Genomic DNA, 17,284 nt, shown 5'->3' with positions numbered 1-17,284 from the left:
GGAGGATACGGAACGTGAATCAGGTAGTAGTAAAACAGGAAAAATCAGGTTATCAGATTGTGGAAGCCTACAAGTCTCTCCGTACCAACCTTCAGTTTTGCGGAGAGGATAAAAAAATAATTGCAATTACAAGCTGTACTCCAAACGAAGGAAAGAGCAGCGTATCCATGCAGCTTGGCATTTCTCTGGCTGAGATTGGAAAAAGAGTAATTCTGATCGATGCCGATCTTCGTAAATCCGTTCTTCTTGGAAGAACAAAAACAGAAAAATCTGTTCGCGGACTGGCACACTTCCTTACCGGACAGGCAAGTCTGGAGGATGTGATCTGCTCTACCAATGTCAAAAACTTTTATATGATCTATTCCGGACCGTTCCCGCCGAACCCGGCAGAACTTTTGGGAGGAAAGAATTTCCGCAGTCTTTTAAATGCACTTCGTAAAGTATATGATTATGTTATTGTAGATACTCCGCCGCTGGGAAGTGTTATCGACAGTGCAATCGTTGCAGAAATCTGTGATGGTTCCATCATGGTCATCGAGTCCGGTGTCATCAGCTACCGTTTTGCACAGGAAGTAAAGAGCCAGCTCGAGAAAAGTAACTGTCCGTTGCTCGGTGTTGTTTTGAACAAGGTTGATATGCAGAAACAGGCATATGGCAAATACGGCAAATACGGTAAGTATAAATACTATGGAGAGTACGGCGAAGAGGAGGACGAGTAACAGCCATGAAAAAAGGGATTGTTGCAGGCCTTGTTGTCCTGTGTCTGGCACTTGGGGCCAGTACAGTGGCTGTTGTGGTAACAAGTGACCGAAAAGGTCCGGAAATTAAAATTCCGTCTGGTGCGGATGTGATATATGAGGAAGGCGGCGATACAGCTGTTTTACTGGAGGGCGTCACCGCAACGGATGATAAAGACGGAGATGTGACCGATTCACTTGTGATTGAGAATATTTTTCCAAATGATGATTATACCAGTGCTTCAGTTATTTATGCGGCCAAGGACAGTCATAACAATGTAACCAAAGTAACACGTCGTGTGGATTATAAAACTACAGTGAAAGATACTTTGGCGGAAAATGAACCGGTCCTGGAAGAGAATAACAGTGCGATGTCGGAGGAACCGGCCCCGGAAGCGGATAACGGTGACGCAGCAGATGAGCCGACACCGGCAGCGGAGGAACCGCAGCAGAATGATGCGGCAGGTGCGAAAAACGAGGCCGACGCACAGACGGAAATCGAAGAACTGTCGGCAGAAAGCCCAAGACTGTATCTGAACACGTATGAGGTGACGGTGGAAGCCGGAAACGAAATGGATAAAATCAGCTACATCAAAGAGATGATCGATGATGTGGACAGTCAGGAGACACTCTTTAACGAGATTGAGATTGACGGCGATGTGGATACCGCAGTGCCGGGAGATTACACGCTGACGTATCATGTGACGGACAGCGATGGAAACAGATCAAACGCAGTGGTGCTTACCGTACACGTTCAGTAAAAAAAGAACTGCTCTGATGGGTACGACCCGTCGGGGCAGTTTTTTTTCGGGCAACGAGCCAAAGTCCGTGCCTGCACGAGACTCTGGTGCCTGCCGCGAAGATTTGACAGCCCCAAATGAGTATGGTAGAGTGAGAAAGAAAGATGGCAGAAAGGAGCTGAAAGCGATGCTTCGAATCTGGCAGAAAACAGAAAAACAGGAGCTGGAGCCAGTAGAGATGGGAACGGCGTTTTCCTTTTTAAAGGAAAAGAACCATGTAGTTTCTATCATCGGCGGCGGCGGAAAAACGACGCTGCTGTACGAGATGGCAGGCTTTTGCGTAAAAAACGATCAGAAGGTACTGGTGACAACTTCGACGCACATTTACCGTCCGCCGAAGGAATGGCATGACCAGAGTCTGGAAGCGGTCGAAAGAAAATTTCGCACAGGCCGCGCAGCGATCATCGGGAGCGCCTGCCGGAATCCGGAAAAACTTTCCATGCCGGAACCGGAACTGTTTGAAGCGGCACGGGAAAAGGCTGATCTGACGCTGATTGAGGCGGACGGCGCGAAGCACCTGCCGTGCAAGGCACCGGCGGAACACGAACCGGCGCTGCTTTCCTGTTCAGCTCTTGTGATTGGTGTGACAGGTCTTTCGGCACTGGGACAGCCGCTTGGCAAGGGCTGCTTTCGGGCAGAACGGGCGGCGGAACTGCTTGGCTGTACGATGGAACACCATATCACGGAAGAAGATCTGGCACGGCTGATCGCATCGGAACAGGGACAGCAGAAGGATCTGAAGGGCAGAACGTTTTATGCCGTGCTGCACCAATATGAGGAAAAAAAATATCGGGAGGCCGCGGAGAAACTTGTGGAGCTGCTACGCAGACAGGGGATTGAGCATGTTCTGGTTACATGCGCGGCAGGAAACCGGAGACAAAGCGGTGCAGACACATATCCCTGGCATGGGAGAGCAGAATTTCCTGTGCGTGGAGAGGGAGCAGAGTGAAAGCCCGGAGAATAAAACGGAAATAGAACGGAGGAGACAGATGGCGGAATTTACCCATTTTAAGAAAGACGGCAGCGCCGTCATGGTCGATGTCCATGAGAAACCGGATACGTACCGGGTGGCATCAGCGACGGGAACCATACAGGTAAGCCCGGAGGTATTTGCAGCCGTGCGGGACCATACGGCGAAAAAAGGCGATGTGCTCGGCGTTGCACGGCTGGCAGGCATTATGGGGGCGAAGAAGAATGCGGAGCTGATTCCGCTGTGCCACATTGTGCCGCTGACGAACTGCGAAGTGACATTTACCATGGACGAGAATACAAATTCTATTACGGCCGTGTGCACCACATCGTGTGTCGGAAAGACTGGCGTGGAGATGGAGGCGCTGACCGGTGTTTCCACCGCGCTGCTCACGATCTACGATATGTGCAAGGCGATGGACCGCGGCATGGAGATCGGCGACATCCACATTCTGGAAAAGGACGGCGGAAAGAGCGGCCATTATATTTACGACAAAGAGAAAAGGCAGGAACCGTAGCAGATGGCAGACAGAAAAGATTTCCCGGTTTTCCGGGTGGGAATTGTGACATTAAGTGATAAAGGTTATCAGGGCGAGCGGGAGGACAAGAGCGGTCCTAAAATTAAGGAACTGCTTCCGGTGGATCAGTATGAAGTGGTTTCGATGCGTCTGCTGCCGGATGAACAGGAGATAATCGAAGAAGAACTGATCCGCCTTGCCGATCTGGAGCAGTGCGATCTTGTCCTCACGACAGGCGGCACGGGATTTTCCATGCGGGATGTAACACCGGAGGCAACTCTGGCGGTATCCGACCGCGTGGCGCCGGGCATCGCGGAGGTAATCCGTGCGGGCAGTATGGCGATCACGAAACGGGCGATGCTGAGCCGCGCGGTCAGTGCAATCCGTCATCGGACGCTGATTATCAATCTGCCGGGCAGCCCGAAAGCCGTGGAGGAAAGCCTTGGATTTATACTCGATACCCTGCCGCACGCGCTGGGCCTTCTGCGTGGAACGGACGGTGAGTGCGGAAGAAGCTGAAAAAAGAGGGAACATGTGAAAATGGAAGAAAAAATTATTTTCTGTAAGAGCGGCGGCTGCACGGCAAAGCTGGGAGCCGGTGTGCTCGAACATATTTTGGAGAAACTGCCGAAGGGAGAAAAAGATCCGAACCTGCTGGTCGGATACGACAGCAAGGATGATGCATCCGTTTACAAGCTGGCGGACGATCTGGCGATGGTGCAGACGCTGGATTTCTTTCCGCCGGTCGTGGAAGATCCGTACACATTTGGAAAAATCGCGGCGACGAATGCCTTGAGTGATATCTATGCGATGGGCGGCGAGGTGCGGACGGCGCTCAATATTGTATGCTTCCCGGAGCAGATGGATTTGAATATCTTAGGAGAGATCATGCGCGGCGGCGCGGAAAAAGTACAGGAGGCAGGGGGAATGCTCTCCGGCGGCCATTCGATTGCGGATGACAGTGTCAAATATGGTCTTTCTGTCACCGGAACGGTGCACCCGGCCCGGATCTGGCAGAATAATACAGGCCGCGTGGGTGACTTGCTGATTCTGACAAAGCCGCTTGGAACCGGCATTCTCTGTGCGGCACACCGCGTGGGAGAAGAAAATCCGGAAGGATTTCGGCAGGCCGTGGAGTCGATGATGACACTGAACAAATATGCCTCGGAGACGGCGCGGAAGTATGAGATTCATGCATGCACCGATGTGACAGGGTTCAGTTTTCTCGGCCATCTGCATGAGATGATGGAGTCCGGCGTTTCCTGCCATATCTGGGCAGATCAGATTCCAGTCTTTCCGGGAGCCGTGGATGCGGCGGAGGAGTTTCTGATCACTGCGGCGGGCCAGCGGAACCGGAATCATTTGGAAGAGCATGTGACTTTCAAGGACATTCCGTTCGGCATGCAGGAGGTACTGTTTGACCCGCAGACATCGGGAGGGCTTCTGATGGCCGTGGATGCGAAAGAGGCGGAAAAACTGCAGAAAGAACTGCGGGAGCAGGGCATTCCGGCGGCCATTGTGGGAAGAATCACAGAGCCGGCGGGAACCGAAATTTATGTGACACAGAGCCGGAAATAATAAGATAAAAAGTACGATAACAGAACATGGAGGAAAGAAAAATGGCCGAGATGGAGAAAAAAATCGTAAATGCAATGGGAGATGTATGCCCGGTGCCGCTGGTAAAGGCAAAAAATGCAATCGCAGAACTTCCGGGAAGCGGAAAAGTTGAGGTTCTGGTGGATAATGAAATCGCCGTGCAGAACCTGGAAAAAATGGCACAGCAGAAAGGATATGGCTTTCTGGTAAAAGAAGAGAAGGAAAAAGAGTATCATGTGGAGCTCACTGTATCGGAAAAGGAACAGGATGAAACAGAAGAGGAAACCGTATGCCTTGTACCGGCAGCAAAGAAAACAAAACTTGTTGTCCTTTCCAGTGATCATATGGGAGAGGGGGCTGAGGAGCTGGGCAAAATTCTGATGAAGAGCTTCCTTTACGCACTGACCCAGCAGGATGAGCTGCCGGATACGATTCTGTGCTACAACGGCGGCGCAAAGCTGACCTGCGAGGGTTCCGAGTCCCTGGAGGATCTGAAAGATCTGGCAGCGCGCGGCGTTGAAATTCTGACCTGTGGAACATGCCTGAACTTCTACGGCATCTCCGAAAAGCTGCAGGTCGGCAGTGTGACCAACATGTATGACATCGTGGAGCGCATGAGCAGCGCAGACCGCGTGATTAAGCCATGATTTACCTCGATTCGGCGGCAACGTCGCTGTGGCATCCAAAAGAAGCAGAGGAGCGCATGATCCAGGCACTGCACGGCTGTGGAAATGCAGGCCGCGGTGCCCATGATGCGACACTGGACGCGGGCCGTATCATTTTTGAAACGAGAATGCGGCTGGCAGAGTTGTTTCACGCGGAGAGCCCGGAGCGGATTGCATTTACGTGCAACGATACGGAGGCACTGAACACGGCAATTTTCGGACTCTTCGGGCCGGGGGATCATGTGATCACGACAGTCTGCGAGCACAATTCCGTTCTGCGTCCGCTGTATGCACTGGAAAAACAGGGACTGGAGCTTTCCGTGGTTCCGGCGGATGTATCTGGAAGGATCGATTACGATCAGATGGAAGCGGCAGTGCGGAAAAACACGAAAGCGTTTGTCGTTACGCATGCCTCCAACCTGACCGGAAATATCACGGATCTTGCGCGGGTGCGCAGAATCGCAGAACGCCATTCTCTGCTTCTGATCGTCGATGCGGCGCAGACAGCGGGGATTCTGCCGATCAATGTACAGAAAAGCGGGATCGACGTGCTCTGTTTTTCCGGCCACAAGGGACTATTAGGGCCGCAGGGAACCGGCGGAATCTACGTCCGTCCGGAACTTTCGATCCGGCCGCTCAAAATGGGCGGAAGCGGAATCCGAAGCTATGAAAAAGAACAGCCTGCGGCGATGCCGGAGCACCTGGAAGCTGGAACTTTAAATGTCCACGGAATTGCGGGACTTCTGGGAGCGCTGGAATATCTGGAGAAGACGGGGATTGAAATGATTTACAAAAGAGAGAAGGAGCTGATGCACCTCTTTCTGGAGGAAATTCAGGGAATCCCGGGACTTACTTTATATGGAACAGACGATCTGCAGCAGCGGGTACCAACGGCGGCATTAAACATCGGCTCCTGTGATTCGGGATATGTCAGCGACTGGCTGTATGAGAACTATGGTATTGCAGTCCGAAGCGGGGCACACTGCGCGCCGCTGATGCACGAAGCACTCGGGACACGGGAGCAGGGAGCCGTGCGGTTCAGCTTTTCCCATATACTGACGGAAGAAGAAGTCCGGATTGCCGCGCAGGCTCTGCGGGAGTTTGCCGAAGAAGAAATGCGGCAGTGAGAGAGGCGGCAGCCGGCATCCGGGATACAAAAGAAGCCGGAAAAAGGAAGAAACGATATGAGACAGCGAAGAGAAATCTGGATTCTGACGTTTGCGGGAACAACGCAGGCGATGCAGATGGAACAGTATGCGAGAGCGCACGGCCTGCCGGGCAGGATGATCCCCATTCCGCGGGAAATTACGGCGGGTTGCGGCCTTTCGTGGAAAGCAGCGCCGGAAGAGGGAAAAGAGATCCTTGCGGCACTTCAGACGGCGGGACTTGCCTATGAGGCGGAATACCGCGTGCTGCTGTAAAGGTATGAGGTGGAGATGGAAGAAAAAGAAGAAGTATTACGGCAGGAGCTGCGGTATGACATGCGGCTGCGCGTCAGCCGGACGGATCACGCCTTCGGCCCCGGCGTGGCGGAGCTGATGGAGCATGTGGAGGCGACCGGTTCCCTTTCGAAGGGCTGCAGGTGTATGCAGATGGCATACTCGAAAGGCTGGAAAATCTTAAAGCGCGCCGAGGAGGATCTCGGCATCCCGCTGGTACAGGGAAACCGGGGCGGAAGCAACGGCGGCCAGACGGTACTGACCCCGGAGGGAAAAGAATTCCTGAAGCGGTACCGGAAATTTGAACAAGAAGTCCGCGCAGGCGCCGATGCGTCGTTTCAGAAGTGGTTTGGAACAGAAGAAAAATAACATTTTTTACGGGGACACGTTGACAAAACGTGTCCTTTCCTGTATTTTTATTAATGGAAAAAACGTTATTCTCACGCGAAAATAACGAAGCAGACCGCGGAAGACGGAAGAAAACGGCGGCTGCTGAAACGAAAGAAGGAAGACAGCGAAGATGAAAAAGAAAGATCTGATCGTGGTACGGGGAGCAGGAGATCTTGCAACCGGTACGATCCACCGTCTGAAAAAAGCGGGCTTTCGTCTGCTGGTTCTGGAAGCAGAGCACCCGGCGGCGATCCGGCGGCAGGTGGCTTTGAGCGAAGCGGTATATGCCGGCAGTGCCAGGGTAGAGGACGTGGAAGCCGTGCGCATGGACGTGGAGCTCGCAGAGAAAAAGAACCGGAAAGAACTTCTGGAACAGGAAATGGAAGGGATCTGGAAGAAAGATGGTGTTCCGGTGCTCGTGGATCCGGCGGGACTAAGCATTGCAGTACTTCGCCCGGCCGTCGTGGTCGATGCGATTCTGGCGAAGAAAAATCTCGGGACGACAAAAGAGATGGCGCCGCTTGTGATTGCCCTCGGACCGGGCTTTACGGCAGGAGAAGATGTGGATGTTGTAATTGAGACGAAGCGCGGTCATAATCTTGGACGCGTGATCCGAAGCGGAAGCGCGGTTCCGAACACCGGCATCCCGGGCATCATCGGCGGGTACGGAAAAGAGCGTGTGATGCATGCACAGGCGGAAGGTATTCTGCGGAATGCGGCTTCGATCGGAGACATCGTGGAAGCCGGGGCTGTGATTGCAGAAATTGAGACAGAAAACGGGATGGTACCTGTGGAAGCATCTCTCTCCGGTCTGCTGCGCGGGCTGATCCGCGACGGCTATCCGGTGACGAAGGGATTTAAGATTGCGGACATCGATCCGCGGAAAGAAGAACTGCAGAACTGCTTCACGATTTCCGATAAGGCGCGGTGCATAGCCGGAAGCGTGCTGGAAGTGATCTGCGGAGAACTGGAATAGATTCAAAGAAAGAAAAAGTGAGGCGTTTCAGATGAAACTGATGAAAACAGAAGACGCGGTAGGCCAGGTGCTCTGCCACGATATTACACAGATTATCAAAGGTGTGACAAAAGATGCGGTATTCCGCAAAGGCCACATCATTACAGAAGAAGATATTCCGGTGCTGTTAAGTGTCGGAAAGGACAACATTTACATCTGGGAAAAGGACGATACAATGCTGCATGAAAATGAGGCGGCACAGATTCTTTACGATATGTGTAAAAACGATCACATGCATCCGTCCGATGTCAAAGAAGGAAAAATTGAACTGATCGCGGACTGCGACGGTCTTTTGAAAGTGGACCGCGAGAAGCTGAAAAAAGTAAACAGCCTCGGCGAGATGATGATTGCGACGCGCCACGGTGATACATACGTGAAAAAAGGCGACAAACTGGCGGGAACGAGAATTATTCCGCTCGTCATCAAAAAAGAGAAGATGGAGACGGCACAGGCAGTCTGTTCCGACGGGCCGATCCTGACCTTAAAGCCGTTCCACAAGAAAAAATTTGCGGTTCTGACAACGGGAAATGAAGTGTATTACCATCGGATCGAGGACACCTTCACACCGGTTATCCAGGAAAAGCTGGCAGAATTCGGCGCGGAGATGATCTTTCATGAGGTTTACGATGATGATGCATCGAAGATCACAGACGGATGCCGCCGCGCGATGGAAGCGGGTGCCGATCTTGTCTTCTGCACCGGAGGAATGAGTGTGGATCCGGACGACAAGACGCCGCTGGCGATCAAAAATACCGGAGCACGCATCGTTTCCTACGGCGCGCCGGTGCTGCCGGGAGCCATGTTCCTTCTGGCGTATGCCGAAAACGGAACACCGATCGTCGGCCTGCCGGGATGCGTGATGTATTCGAAACGGACGATTTTCGATCTTGTCCTGCCGCGCCTCATTGCAGATGATGAGGTGACAGCGGAGGAGCTGGCCGGTCTTGGCGAGGGCGGTCTCTGCCTGAACTGCAAGGTCTGCACCTTCCCGAACTGCGGTTTTGGAAAAGGCAGATAAACGATGAAGGATCAGTATGGCAGAACGATCGATTACCTGCGGATTTCCATCACGGACGCGTGCAATTTGAGATGCCGGTACTGTATGCCGGAGAGTGCGGCGGGCTGTGCACTGGAGCAGGCGGAACAGAATCCGCCGCTTACCGTCGAAGAGATACTGAAGATTGTGCACGCCGCGGCCGGGCTTGGCATCACGCATTACCGGATTACCGGAGGGGAACCGCTGGTAAGAAAAGAGTGCGTGGAACTGGTGCAGAAAATAAAAGCAGTGCCGGGCACCGCATCCGTTGGGATCACGACGAATGGCGTGCGCCTGGCATCGTGTGCGAGGGATCTGAAGGCGGCCGGCTGTGACAGCGTGAATGTGAGCCTGGATACAGTGGATGCGGCAGAGTTTGCGGCGCTTACCGGACGCGATGCGCTGGAGCAGGTAAAGCAGGGCATCTGCGCGGCCAAAGAGGCGGGTCTTTTAGTGAAGCTGAATGCGGTGCATCGAAAAGAACTGCATGCGCAGGAACTGATTGAATTTGCAGAGCAGGAAAAAGTCCCGGTGCGGTTCATCGAGGTGATGCCGGTGGGCGCCGGAAAATCGTACGTGGGTCCGTCGAATGAGGCGCTGAAAACAGAGCTGGAACAGTGGTATGGGGCATGTACGCCGGACCAGGAAAAAGAAGGAAACGGTCCTGCGGCTTATGTGTGGTACGAAAAGCTGTCGATGCCCGTCGGCTTTATCAGCGCGATCCACGGAAAGTTCTGCGGAAGCTGCAACCGCGTACGGCTGACAAGCCGCGGCTTTTTAAAGCTCTGCCTCTGCTATGAGAACGGCGTGGATCTGCGGGAGGTTCTGCAGAACGGAACAGCGGCGGATCTGCGGGATGTGATGGCACAGGCAATCTTAAAAAAACCGATGGAACACTGCTTTGAGCGGCCGAAGGATATGACGGAGCACCACCTGATGTCCGGCATCGGCGGATGAAATGACGGCGGTTCGAAAAGAAGAGGAAACAAAAGAAATGGGAAAAATCATAGGAATCTGTATCAGTGAAAAACGGGGAACGGCAAAGCACGAGGTGGAAACGGCGAAGCTGGTGGAAGACTGGGGCATCGAGGGCGATGCACACGCCGGGCACTGGCACCGCCAGGTGAGCCTTTTGTCGTATGAAAAAATAGAAGCCTTCCGTGCAAAGGGGGCGGATATTCCGCTCGGCGCCTTCGGGGAAAACCTGATCGTGGAAGGATATGATTTCCGGAATCTGCCGGTCGGCACGCGGTTTTCCTGCGGGGATGCGCTGCTTGAGATGACGCAGATCGGAAAGGAGTGCCACAGCCACTGCGAGATTTTCAAACGCATGGGTGAATGCATCATGCCGAGGGAGGGCGTTTTCGCGGTGGTGCTGCGCGGCGGCACGATTCAAAAGGGTGACACCATCGAACTGGTGACGGAAAAGTAGACCAGAGATCAGACACAAGGAGAGGAAACATGGACGAACTTTACCGGAAACTGCTTGCACAGCTGGAAGAGGGACAGGACACGGTTCTTGCCTTTATCACCGAAGGGGACGGCTCCATTCCGCGCACGACGGGCGCCTATATGCTGGTCGGCCGGGAAGGACGGATTTTCGGAACTATCGGCGGCGGAAACCTGGAATATCAGGCGGTTCTGCATGCGCAGGAGCTGGTGCAGGAGAAGAAAAGTGAATACAGAGAATACGATCTCGGAACCGGAGAGGGGAAGGGGCTTGGCATGGTCTGCGGCGGCAGAGTGAAAGTGTGCTTCTATTTTATGAATGGAGCGCACGGCGAAGCAGAAAGTCTGTCGCAGGCACTTGCGGCGCAGGAGCAGTACCACAGCTACTGGATCTTCTTTGCGCTGGACGGAACCGGTATCTGCGTGCTGGAAAAAGAAGCATGGGAACTGCTTCCGGCGGCACAGGAAAAAGCGGGACACTGCCGGATTCTGGAACTGGACAAAAAAACGTATTATGCCGAGGAATTCTGCTACGACGGAAAGGTTTATCTGTTCGGCGGCGGCCATCTGGCCCAGGAACTCGTTCCGGTGCTGCATCATCTGGATTTCTGCTGTATCGTACTCGATGATCGGGAGGAATATGTGGATAAAGCACTGTTCCCGGATGCCGGGCAGACGATGCTGGTGGATTTTGCGAAACTGGATGAGGTCCTTTCCATCCAGAAAAATGATTATCTTGTGATTGTGACGCGCGGTCACCGGTGTGATGCGGATGCCGAGGCGTTTGCACTTCGTACTGACGCATCGTATATCGGTGTGGTGGGAAGCCGCAGAAAGACAAAATATGTGCGCGACAAACTGGAAGCACAGGGCTTTACCAAAGAACAGCTTGACAGTGTTCATGCCCCGATTGGAATTGAGATCGGAAGCGAGACACCGGCGGAGATTGCGATTAGCATCGCCGCACAGCTCATTCAGATCCGGTCTGCAAAAACCGGAAAACGAAAAGGTGCACATCCGGCGCTTCATATGTGATGCCCGGTGCAAGATAAAGAAATGAGGAGTAAAGTATCATGAAAAAGAAAACGATATCCATTCTTCTGATGGCCGCTATCGCACTTTCTCTTGGTGCATGCGGATCTTCCAATTCCGCAGATTCTTCCGGCAAGAGCAGCCCGGAGGCCAGGAGCACATCTGCATCTGGCGCTTCTTCGGAAGCCGAGAGCGCATCCGGCACAGAGAGTACAGCAGACGGCGAAGTATTTGACGACACCACCGTTACGGTATTTGCCGCAAAGAGCCTGAACTCCGTAATGGAGACGCTGATCAGCGAGTACAATAAGACTCAGCCGAATGTCAAACTGGTCGGCAGCTATGACAGCTCAGGAACCCTGATGACACAGATCGAAGAGGGTGCATCCTGCGACGTATTCTTCTCCGCAGCAGCAAAACAGATGGATCAGCTTGAGGGTGAGAATCTCCTGGTTGAGGGAACCCGTCACAACATCGTAAACAATCAGGTCTGCGTTGTAACCTATGAGGGAAGCAATACAGAAGTTATGGGTCTGGAGGATCTGAACAAGGCATCCAGCATCGCACTGGCAGACGGTTCCGTTCCGGTTGGAAAATACACAAGAGAAGCACTGGTCAATGCAGGCATTCTGGAGAAAGCAGACGACGTATCGGCCATCACAACCCAGCAGGTTTCCGAAGCGCTCGGCGGCGTGGAAATCAATGAATGCGCAAATGTAGGAGCCGTTACTTCCGCTGTTGCAGAGGGATCCAATGAGGTTGGTACGGTTTACTATTCTGATACCTACGGCCTGGAAGACCGCCTGAAGGTTCTGCAGGTCGTTCCGTACGATCTGACCGGAAATGTCATCTACCCGGCAGCACAGGTTGTCAACAAAGAGGCAGATGAGACCGAGCAGGCAGCAGCAAAGGATTTTGTAGAGTTTCTGACTTCCGACGAGGCAGCCGCCATCTTCCGGAATTATTACTTTGATACAGAGGTAGAATAAAAAGAAGATCCCCCAAAAAACAGCAGGGATTTGAAATCACCGTCCGAAAAAGAAAGATTTCGTTTCTGCGGACGGTGGTTTTGCATCAGAGAAAATCCGGGCAGGATGCGTGATGCAGGTATGCAGGGCTGCCGTGGATAGAAAGGAAATGTTATGCAGGAAATACTGGATTTTTTACAGTCACTGGACTGGAGCCCGCTTGTCATTTCGATCAAGACCGGTATTGTGGCGACGATTCTGTCCTTTTTCTTTGGTATGTTTGCCGCGCGTGCGGTGATGAAGCTGCGTCCCGGCGCGCGTGCCGTGATTGACGGCTTTCTGACTCTTCCGATGATTCTGCCGCCGACCGTTGCAGGCTTTTTCCTGCTTCTGATTTTCAGCCTCCGCCGTCCGTTTGGTGCTGCACTGTATGAGAATTTCGGTATCAAGGCAGTGCAGACATGGCTTGGCTGTATTCTGGCGGCAACGATCATCGCGTTTCCGCTGATGTACCGCAATACGAGAGCGGCATTTGAGCAGGTGGATACGAACCTGATCTATGCGGCGCGGACGCTTGGTATGTCGGAGTGGAAGATTTTCTGGAAAGTGGTCATCCCATCGGCAGGTCCCGGTGTGCTCTCCGGTACGGTGCTGGCATTTGCAAGGGCGCTCGGTGAGTACGGCGCGACGTCGATGCTGGCCGGAAATATTCCGGGAAGGACGGGTACCGTTTCCCAGAAAATCGCAATGGTGATTCAGGACGGGGATTATAAAACGGCGGGGTTCTGGTCTGTTGTCGTACTGCTCGTCGGATTCCTTACGATGACGGCGATGAACCTTCTCGGCAACCGGAGAAAGAAAAATCAGAAACAGTGGTAGAGAGGATAAATCATGGCGCTTGAAGTAGATATTACAAAAAAACTGGACGGCTTTTTTATGCATATGCAGTTCCGGGCGGAACAGGAGATTTTTGCGATTCTCGGCGCGTCGGGCTGTGGAAAAAGCATGACCTTAAAGTGCATCGCCGGAATCGAAAAGCCGGATGAGGGGCGGATTGTCCTTGACGGCAAGGTGCTGTTTGATTCGGAGAAAAAAATCAATCTGCCGCCGCAGAAGCGGAAAGTCGGCTATATGTTCCAGGATTATGCCCTGTTTCCGCATATGAATGTTGTGCAGAATATTGAGGCCGGCATGGGAAAACGGCCGGACCGGAGCCGTACGGAATCGTTGATCCGCCAGTTTCAGCTGGAAGGGCTGGAGAAAAAGATCCCGGGACAGCTTTCCGGCGGACAGAAACAGCGCGTTGCGATGGCACGGATGCTCGCCGCAGAGCCGGAGCTGATTCTGCTCGACGAGCCGTTTTCAGCGCTTGATACCTATCTGAAATGGCAGCTGGAGCAGGAGATGCACAAACATCTGAAGGAGGCCGGAAAACCGGTCATCTTCGTATCGCACAACCGCGATGAGGTGTACCGTCTCTGCGATACGGTCAGCTGTATGAACCGGGGAAAGATGGAAGTCATGGAACCGCTGAAGGAATTTTTCCAGAATCCGAAGACGCGCACAGCGGCAATTTTGTCGGGCTGCAAAAACATTTCGGCGGCCGAGCGGGTGGATGCGCACACGCTGCGGGCCGTGGACTGGGGCGTGACGCTGCACGTAAAGAAGCGGGAAATTGCAGACGATATCCGCGCAGTCGGTATCCGGGCACATTTTCTGGCCACAGTAGAAAGGCCGGGTGAGGAAAATGTATTTCCGGTCAACGAATCCGAAATCTGGGAAGATCCGTTTGAATGGAACATTTCGTTCCGGAAGAATGCAGAATGCAGCTGGCTGCAGTGGAAGATCGCAAAAACAGACTGGAGCCCGGAAATGGGGATTCCAAAGGAGCTGTATCTGAAGGAGAAAGATATTCTGCTGTTGACGGATTCCTGATGATGGTGTGACAGATTTGGATAAAAAAAGATTGTTTTCGAAATCGTGATCGTGTTTCGAAAACAATCTTTTTTTCATCGTTTACAGATTCGTTACATGGTGATCCAGCCGAATGCATTTGCCACGGAGCTGAACAGAATGATCAGCGCAAACACCGGGCAGAGATACTGGATCATGACAAGAAAGATTTTCTTTCTGCGGAAGCGGCTTTCGCCGTGGATGATTTCTTCCTCGATTTTCGCCACACCGATGACTCTCGAAACGAGAAGACAGGTGGCAATGGCAGCAACTGGCATCATCACGGAGTTCGTCAGGAAGTCGAAGAAATCCAGGAACTGCATGCCAAGAATGGTGACGGAGGAAAGCGGTCCGTAGCCAAGGCAGGAGAGCGTTCCGAGCGCAATCATGATAACGCCGATCAGAACGGTCGATTTTTTACGGCCCCAGCCGAGCTCATCCTCAAAGGTGGAAACGGCGCTTTCTGTCAGTGCAATGGAGCTGGTCAGTGCGGCAAACAGCACCAGAAGGAAAAACAGAATACCGATCACAGTGCCGAAGCCCATATTGGCGAAGACCTTCGGAATGGTGATAAACATCAGGGAAGGTCCTGCCTGCAGGGTATCCGGATCTCCGCCGGAGAAGGCAAAGACGGCAGGAATGATCATCAGGCCTGCCATGATCGCAATGGCGGTGTCGAAAATTTCAACATTGCGTGTGGAATCCTCAATCGAGGTGTCTTTTTTCATGTAGGAGCCAAAGGTGATCAGAATACCCATCGCAATTGAGAGGGAGTAGAACATCTGTCCCATGGCGGCAACAACGGACATCCATGAAAAGTTTTTGATGTTCGGAACAAGGAAATACTTCACGCCTGCCAGTGCGCCCGGTCTTGTCACGGAATAAACGGCAATGATAACGGAAAGGACGATCAGAATCGGCATCATCACTTTGGAAACGCGTTCAATGCCGTTTCGCACACCGGCGTAGATGATAGCGACCGTAATGAGGCAGAAAACGGCAAAACAGAGCTCTGTGGAAACTCCGTTTGAGATGAAGCCGGAAAAATAGCCGTCCTCTGCGAGCAGGGTGCTGTTGCCCTTCACGTATTCGATCAGATATTTAATGACCCATCCTCCGATGACAGAGTAGTATGGAACGATCAGAATCGGGATAATGGCGTTGATCCAGCCTCCGGCGGAAAGCCATTTCGATTTGCCGAACGACTGGAAAGCGCCGACCGGGCTTTTTCGTGTCATGCGTCCGATGGCGGACTCGGCAACGATCATGGAGTAGCCGAAGGTGAGCGCCAGCAGGATATAAATGAGGAGGAAAATTCCTCCGCCGTATTTTGCTGCGAGGTAGGGAAAACGCCAGATGTTTCCAAGTCCGACGGAAGCGCCTGCTGCAGCCAGCACGTAACCGATTTTGCCGGAAAACGAGCTGCGGGATTTGTTGTGTTTGCTCATAGAGTTCCTTCCTTTTGTGTTTTTGTGTGTTACGAAAATTTTGGGTTGATGGTCAGTTCTTGAAGACTTTTTATGCTGACATCATAAAGAAGATTGTAACATTATTGGGAAGGAAAGTCACTACTAAATTTTTTATTTTTTGCTGTCCGGCAGGGATTCCCCGGCCAGTTCCGCCATCAGCTCCGGCACAGTGGTCATGTGGTCGAGACGCCATGCATTTTCCCCGCAGAAAAGAAGAGCGTTGTCGGTATCTCCATCGGCAGCGCGGGTCAGGGCGGTGGTAATACAGTAGGGAATGGAGGCTTTGTCGCATTTTTTGAGGCACTGATAGCAGTGTGAGATTTTTTCACGTTCCTGTTCGCGTTCCCTCAGAAACGGATTGCGGATTGCGCGGCCCGGCATGCCGACCGGACTGTGCATGATCGTGATATCTTCTTTTTGGGCATTCAGGTATGCCTGCTTGTAGCGCGGATCGGCGTCGCATTCTTCCGTGACAACGAAACGGGTAGCCATCTGGACACCTGCGCAGCCAAGCGACAGATAGTGGAGGATATCCTCGTGGGTGTAGACGCCTCCGGCAAAGACAACGGGGATGGTACAGGCGTATTTTTCTTCGTAGCCATGTACGATCTGCAGAATTTCCCCGATTTCGTCATCGTAGCCGCGCGCGGCTGTCTCTTCTACGGTTTCGGCGGAGTAGCCGAGATGGCCTCCGGCTGCAGGACCTTCGATGACAACGAGATCAGGAACGCGGTGATAGTGATTGTCCCAAAGCTTCAGAAGAACTTTGGCAGTCCGGGGCGGGGAAACGATAGGGGCGAGCTTGATGGAGCTTCCCTTTGTGTATTTTGGCAGATCGGTCGGGAGACCGGCCCCGGAGATGATGAGATCGGCTCCGTTTTCGATGCAGCAGCGGACGTATTCCTCGTAGTGGGTCAGGGCGCACATGATATTGACGCCGATGATGCCGCCGTTTGAAATTTCTTTGGCGCGGCGGATGTGGAAGGCGAGTGCGCGGAGATTGGCATTTAAGGGATCACGCGCGAATTCCGGATCGCGCCAGCCGGGCTGGGCGGCGGAGATGACGCCGATTCCGCCGGTTTTGGCAACGGCACCGGCGAGGGATGAGAGGCTGATGCCGACGCCCATTCCGCCTTGGATGATGGGGTATTTGGCGGTGAGATTTCCTATTTTTAAATTTGGTAACATATGAATTCTCCTTTTTGATAAATGGACGATCCCGTGCCCGCCGCCGCGCCGGGGATGTTC

20 protein-coding genes are annotated in these 17,284 nt (G+C 53.0%); 18 read left to right on the top strand and 2 right to left on the bottom strand.

From position 1 onward, the window contains the following. Positions 1–14: 14 nt before the first annotated feature. The 18 genes from ACY2VT_RS10810 to ACY2VT_RS10725 all read left to right on the top strand — a co-directional run bounded on the left by ACY2VT_RS10810 (position 15) and on the right by ACY2VT_RS10725 (position 14,549). Positions 15–719 carry a polysaccharide biosynthesis tyrosine autokinase gene (locus ACY2VT_RS10810; protein ID WP_461879896.1) on the top strand — a complete coding sequence of 235 codons (705 nt, stop codon included), beginning with the start codon at positions 15–17 and terminating at the stop codon, positions 717–719. Positions 720–724: 5 nt separating this feature from the next. Then, positions 725–1,498: an immunoglobulin-like domain-containing protein gene (locus ACY2VT_RS10805; protein WP_461879895.1), complete on the top strand. Its 774-nt coding sequence runs from the start codon at positions 725–727 to the stop codon at positions 1,496–1,498. A 130-nt stretch (positions 1,499–1,628) separates the two neighbouring features. Next, entirely contained in the window at positions 1,629–2,486 is an 858-nt protein-coding gene (yqeC, locus tag ACY2VT_RS10800) for a selenium cofactor biosynthesis protein YqeC (protein ID WP_461879894.1), read from the top strand. 40 nt (positions 2,487–2,526) lie between these two features. After that, complete coding sequence (gene moaC, locus ACY2VT_RS10795) at positions 2,527–3,024, top strand: cyclic pyranopterin monophosphate synthase MoaC (protein WP_461879911.1); 498 nt, start codon at positions 2,527–2,529, stop codon at positions 3,022–3,024. Between the two features lie 3 nt (positions 3,025–3,027). Continuing rightward, positions 3,028–3,543: a MogA/MoaB family molybdenum cofactor biosynthesis protein gene (locus tag ACY2VT_RS10790; RefSeq protein ID WP_461879893.1), complete on the top strand. Its 516-nt coding sequence runs from the start codon at positions 3,028–3,030 to the stop codon at positions 3,541–3,543. Positions 3,544–3,564: 21 nt separating this feature from the next. Then, positions 3,565–4,602, top strand: coding sequence for a selenide, water dikinase SelD (selD, locus tag ACY2VT_RS10785; RefSeq protein WP_461879892.1), 1,038 nt, complete (start codon positions 3,565–3,567; stop codon positions 4,600–4,602). A 26-nt stretch (positions 4,603–4,628) separates the two neighbouring features. Then, a complete protein-coding gene (gene yedF, locus ACY2VT_RS10780) occupies positions 4,629–5,267 on the top strand; it encodes a sulfurtransferase-like selenium metabolism protein YedF (RefSeq protein WP_461879891.1) in 639 nt (212 codons plus the stop codon). Next, positions 5,264–6,412: an aminotransferase class V-fold PLP-dependent enzyme gene (locus tag ACY2VT_RS10775; protein WP_461879890.1), complete on the top strand. Its 1,149-nt coding sequence runs from the start codon at positions 5,264–5,266 to the stop codon at positions 6,410–6,412. The genes yedF and ACY2VT_RS10775 overlap by 4 nt, the downstream gene beginning before the upstream one ends. A gap of 57 nt (positions 6,413–6,469) precedes the next feature. Beyond that, positions 6,470–6,706 carry a DUF3343 domain-containing protein gene (locus ACY2VT_RS10770; RefSeq protein WP_461879889.1) on the top strand — a complete coding sequence of 79 codons (237 nt, stop codon included), beginning with the start codon at positions 6,470–6,472 and terminating at the stop codon, positions 6,704–6,706. A gap of 15 nt (positions 6,707–6,721) precedes the next feature. Next, entirely contained in the window at positions 6,722–7,093 is a 372-nt protein-coding gene (locus ACY2VT_RS10765; RefSeq protein WP_461876599.1) for a winged helix-turn-helix domain-containing protein, read from the top strand. Between the two features lie 151 nt (positions 7,094–7,244). After that, entirely contained in the window at positions 7,245–8,090 is an 846-nt protein-coding gene (gene yqeB / locus ACY2VT_RS10760) for a selenium-dependent molybdenum cofactor biosynthesis protein YqeB (RefSeq protein ID WP_461879888.1), read from the top strand. 31 nt (positions 8,091–8,121) lie between these two features. Beyond that, complete coding sequence (locus tag ACY2VT_RS10755; protein ID WP_117802062.1) at positions 8,122–9,147, top strand: molybdopterin-binding protein; 1,026 nt, start codon at positions 8,122–8,124, stop codon at positions 9,145–9,147. A gap of 3 nt (positions 9,148–9,150) precedes the next feature. Beyond that, positions 9,151–10,122, top strand: a complete 972-nt coding sequence (moaA, locus tag ACY2VT_RS10750; protein WP_461879887.1) for a GTP 3',8-cyclase MoaA — start codon at positions 9,151–9,153, stop codon at positions 10,120–10,122. Positions 10,123–10,159: 37 nt separating this feature from the next. Further along, entirely contained in the window at positions 10,160–10,597 is a 438-nt protein-coding gene (locus ACY2VT_RS10745; RefSeq protein ID WP_022462461.1) for an MOSC domain-containing protein, read from the top strand. 29 nt (positions 10,598–10,626) lie between these two features. Further along, positions 10,627–11,649: an XdhC family protein gene (locus ACY2VT_RS10740; protein WP_461879885.1), complete on the top strand. Its 1,023-nt coding sequence runs from the start codon at positions 10,627–10,629 to the stop codon at positions 11,647–11,649. Positions 11,650–11,687: 38 nt separating this feature from the next. Then, on the top strand, positions 11,688–12,635 hold the full coding sequence (gene modA, locus ACY2VT_RS10735) for a molybdate ABC transporter substrate-binding protein (RefSeq protein ID WP_461879884.1): 948 nt from the start codon (positions 11,688–11,690) through the stop codon (positions 12,633–12,635). A 153-nt stretch (positions 12,636–12,788) separates the two neighbouring features. Continuing rightward, positions 12,789–13,493, top strand: a complete 705-nt coding sequence (modB, locus tag ACY2VT_RS10730) for a molybdate ABC transporter permease subunit (RefSeq protein WP_461879883.1) — start codon at positions 12,789–12,791, stop codon at positions 13,491–13,493. 12 nt (positions 13,494–13,505) lie between these two features. Continuing rightward, on the top strand, positions 13,506–14,549 hold the full coding sequence (locus tag ACY2VT_RS10725; protein WP_461879882.1) for a sulfate/molybdate ABC transporter ATP-binding protein: 1,044 nt from the start codon (positions 13,506–13,508) through the stop codon (positions 14,547–14,549). 92 nt (positions 14,550–14,641) lie between these two features. Here ACY2VT_RS10725 and ACY2VT_RS10720 read toward each other — a convergent pair whose 3' ends face one another. Together ACY2VT_RS10720 and ACY2VT_RS10715 are read right to left on the bottom strand one after the other, a co-directional pair. Beyond that, positions 14,642–16,015: a sodium-dependent transporter gene (locus tag ACY2VT_RS10720; RefSeq protein WP_461873433.1), complete on the bottom strand. Its 1,374-nt coding sequence runs from the start codon at positions 16,013–16,015 to the stop codon at positions 14,642–14,644. A gap of 132 nt (positions 16,016–16,147) precedes the next feature. After that, positions 16,148–17,224, bottom strand: a complete 1,077-nt coding sequence (locus ACY2VT_RS10715) for an NAD(P)H-dependent flavin oxidoreductase (RefSeq protein WP_461879881.1) — start codon at positions 17,222–17,224, stop codon at positions 16,148–16,150. Between the last annotated feature and the right edge of the window lie 60 nt (positions 17,225–17,284).

The organism is Fusicatenibacter sp. (assembly GCF_050872605.1).
GTDB lineage: Bacteria > Bacillota > Clostridia > Lachnospirales > Lachnospiraceae > Fusicatenibacter.
This window is presented reverse-complemented; position numbering and strand designations above follow the sequence as displayed.

Bases quoted from the DNA above. Each gene is read 5' to 3' on its own strand.
- ACY2VT_RS10720 (WP_461873433.1), bottom strand. From the start codon at position 16,015: ATGAGCAAACACAACAAATCCCGCAGCTCGTTTTCCGGCAAAATCGGT.
- moaA (WP_461879887.1), top strand. From the start codon at position 9,151: ATGAAGGATCAGTATGGCAGAACGATCGATTACCTGCGGATTTCCATC.
- ACY2VT_RS10775 (WP_461879890.1), top strand. From the start codon at position 5,264: ATGATTTACCTCGATTCGGCGGCAACGTCGCTGTGGCATCCAAAAGAA.
- ACY2VT_RS10745 (WP_022462461.1), top strand. From the start codon at position 10,160: ATGGGAAAAATCATAGGAATCTGTATCAGTGAAAAACGGGGAACGGCA.
- ACY2VT_RS10770 (WP_461879889.1), top strand. From the start codon at position 6,470: ATGAGACAGCGAAGAGAAATCTGGATTCTGACGTTTGCGGGAACAACG.
- ACY2VT_RS10805 (WP_461879895.1), top strand. From the start codon at position 725: ATGAAAAAAGGGATTGTTGCAGGCCTTGTTGTCCTGTGTCTGGCACTT.
- moaC (WP_461879911.1), top strand. From the start codon at position 2,527: ATGGCGGAATTTACCCATTTTAAGAAAGACGGCAGCGCCGTCATGGTC.
- ACY2VT_RS10725 (WP_461879882.1), top strand. From the start codon at position 13,506: ATGGCGCTTGAAGTAGATATTACAAAAAAACTGGACGGCTTTTTTATG.
- ACY2VT_RS10790 (WP_461879893.1), top strand. From the start codon at position 3,028: ATGGCAGACAGAAAAGATTTCCCGGTTTTCCGGGTGGGAATTGTGACA.
- modB (WP_461879883.1), top strand. From the start codon at position 12,789: ATGCAGGAAATACTGGATTTTTTACAGTCACTGGACTGGAGCCCGCTT.
- ACY2VT_RS10715 (WP_461879881.1), bottom strand. From the start codon at position 17,224: ATGTTACCAAATTTAAAAATAGGAAATCTCACCGCCAAATACCCCATC.
- yqeB (WP_461879888.1), top strand. From the start codon at position 7,245: ATGAAAAAGAAAGATCTGATCGTGGTACGGGGAGCAGGAGATCTTGCA.
- ACY2VT_RS10755 (WP_117802062.1), top strand. From the start codon at position 8,122: ATGAAACTGATGAAAACAGAAGACGCGGTAGGCCAGGTGCTCTGCCAC.
- modA (WP_461879884.1), top strand. From the start codon at position 11,688: ATGAAAAAGAAAACGATATCCATTCTTCTGATGGCCGCTATCGCACTT.
- selD (WP_461879892.1), top strand. From the start codon at position 3,565: ATGGAAGAAAAAATTATTTTCTGTAAGAGCGGCGGCTGCACGGCAAAG.
- ACY2VT_RS10765 (WP_461876599.1), top strand. From the start codon at position 6,722: ATGGAAGAAAAAGAAGAAGTATTACGGCAGGAGCTGCGGTATGACATG.
- ACY2VT_RS10740 (WP_461879885.1), top strand. From the start codon at position 10,627: ATGGACGAACTTTACCGGAAACTGCTTGCACAGCTGGAAGAGGGACAG.
- yedF (WP_461879891.1), top strand. From the start codon at position 4,629: ATGGAGGAAAGAAAAATGGCCGAGATGGAGAAAAAAATCGTAAATGCA.